A 1,624-nucleotide genomic window follows, 5' to 3' on the forward strand; every position below is an offset into this window, starting at 1 on the left:
CCCCCCCCCCCCCCCCCCCCCCCCCCCCCCCCCCCGGCCGGGGACTGCGCAGGCGCCGTCGAACCGCACCAAAGCCCGCCAGCGTAGCCAGCCCAAGCTCCGCACCGGCGGACGCGCACCGAGCTGGCTCCCTTCCCCCACGCAGTTTGTGGGGGAAGGGTTGGGGATGGGGGGCGCCGAGGCATGCGCCGGGCCAGGTGTGACGCGAGCGAAGTTCCCGCCGTTCCCTGCGTCCGAAGAAACGCGGCTCGGGTTTTCGTGCCGCTGCCGCGCCCCGGCTGAGAAGTGCCGCAGGCTAGATCCTTCGGCCCGCGTAGTGTGTGCTACGTGCAGGTACGGTGCGCCTGGGCCGCAGGATGACAACGTTTGGTGCGCGTGCGGGCCGCTCGTGCTCCATCAAGCTTCATCATCGACAACGAACAGAACCGCGGATGCACGCCCATCCTGATCCCACGAACCGCCGGTCGCCCGCAATTCCCGCCCTGATCGGGGTCGTGCTGGCGCTGCCGTTCATCGCCATCCTCATGTATCACCCCGATGGCGCGTACGACCTGCTCGCGCTGATCCTGGCGTTCACCGGAGGCGTCTACACGGGATCGGCGCTGCGGGCGGAGGTCGCGACGCGAAAGCTGGCGATCGAGTGGGCGTTTGGCGCGCTCCTGGTCATTGTGGCGGCGCTGAGCTTCTGGTGGTCTCCCACCTGGCTGGCGGCGGGCTTCGGCGCGCATGCCGCGTGGGACGTGGCCCACCACGCGCGCCCGCCGGGCCTGGGCATCCGCCGCTGGTTTCCGCCGTTCTGCGCCGGTTTCGACATCGCCGTCGCCGCGCTCGTCCTGTTCTACGCCTAACGCTCAGGTCGCCGGGGCGAGCCGGTGGACCGTTCCCCGGTGCGAGACCACGTACAGCTCGCGCTGCGAATCTTCGCCAAAGGACGAGATGTTGCCGATGTCGGGGAGCGGATACGAGCGCTTGTCGACGGCCTGTCCGTCGGCGTAGCGGAAGCTGCGGACCCATCCCTGGCAGTAGTCGGCGTACAGGTAGTGGCCCCGCAGCGCGGGAATGGCCTGGCCGCGGTACACGAAGCCGCCGGTGATGGAGCAGCCGTCGTCGTGCGTGTACTCCAGCACGGGAAGCGTCAGCCCCTCGCGCGGGCACCCGGTGCTGGGTTCGAAGCAGTCCGACGCCTCCATCACATCCCACCCGTAGTTGACCCCCGCCTGCCCCGCCGGCACCACGTTCACCTCCTCCAGCCGGTTCTGCCCCACGTCGGCCACGTACAGCAGCTTGGCCGTGTGATCGAACGAAAACCGCCACGGGTTGCGCATCCCTAGCGCCCAGATCTCGCCGCGCCCGCCGGACTTCCCGGCGTACGGGTTGCCGGCGGGCATTCCGTACGGCTGCACGGCGTCGACGTCGATGCGCAGCAGCTTGCCCAGCAGCTGCAGCGGGTCCTGCCCGGCCTCTTCCGGGTCGCCGCCGCCGCCCCCGTCGCCCATGCCCACGTACAGCATGCCGTCCGGCCCGAACGCCACCAGGCCGCCGTTGTGGTTGCTGTACGGCTGGCGGACGTGCAGCACCAGCGACGCCGACGCCGGATCCGCCACGTTCCGGTCGGCGGACACGC

2 protein-coding genes are annotated in these 1,624 nt (G+C 70.6%); one reads left to right on the forward strand and one right to left on the reverse strand.

What is annotated here, in order from left to right:
* The first annotated feature begins 431 nt into the window (after window positions 1–431).
* Entirely contained in the window at window positions 432–848 is a 417-nt protein-coding gene (locus VIB55_RS14090) for a DUF6010 family protein (protein WP_331877290.1), read from the forward strand.
* Window positions 849–851: 3 nt separating this feature from the next.
* On the opposite strand, the gene VIB55_RS14095 is transcribed toward VIB55_RS14090, so the two are convergent.
* A partial coding sequence (locus tag VIB55_RS14095) for a PQQ-dependent sugar dehydrogenase (RefSeq protein ID WP_331877291.1) occupies window positions 852–1,624 on the reverse strand: 773 nt, incomplete at its 5' end.

The organism is Longimicrobium sp. (genome assembly GCF_036554565.1).
Lineage (GTDB): Bacteria > Gemmatimonadota > Gemmatimonadetes > Longimicrobiales > Longimicrobiaceae > Longimicrobium.

What these genes read in the sequence shown, in the direction of transcription:
- VIB55_RS14090 (WP_331877290.1), top strand. Translation starts at nt 432, where the DNA reads ATGCACGCCCATCCTGATCCCACGAACCGCCGGTCGCCCGCAATTCCC.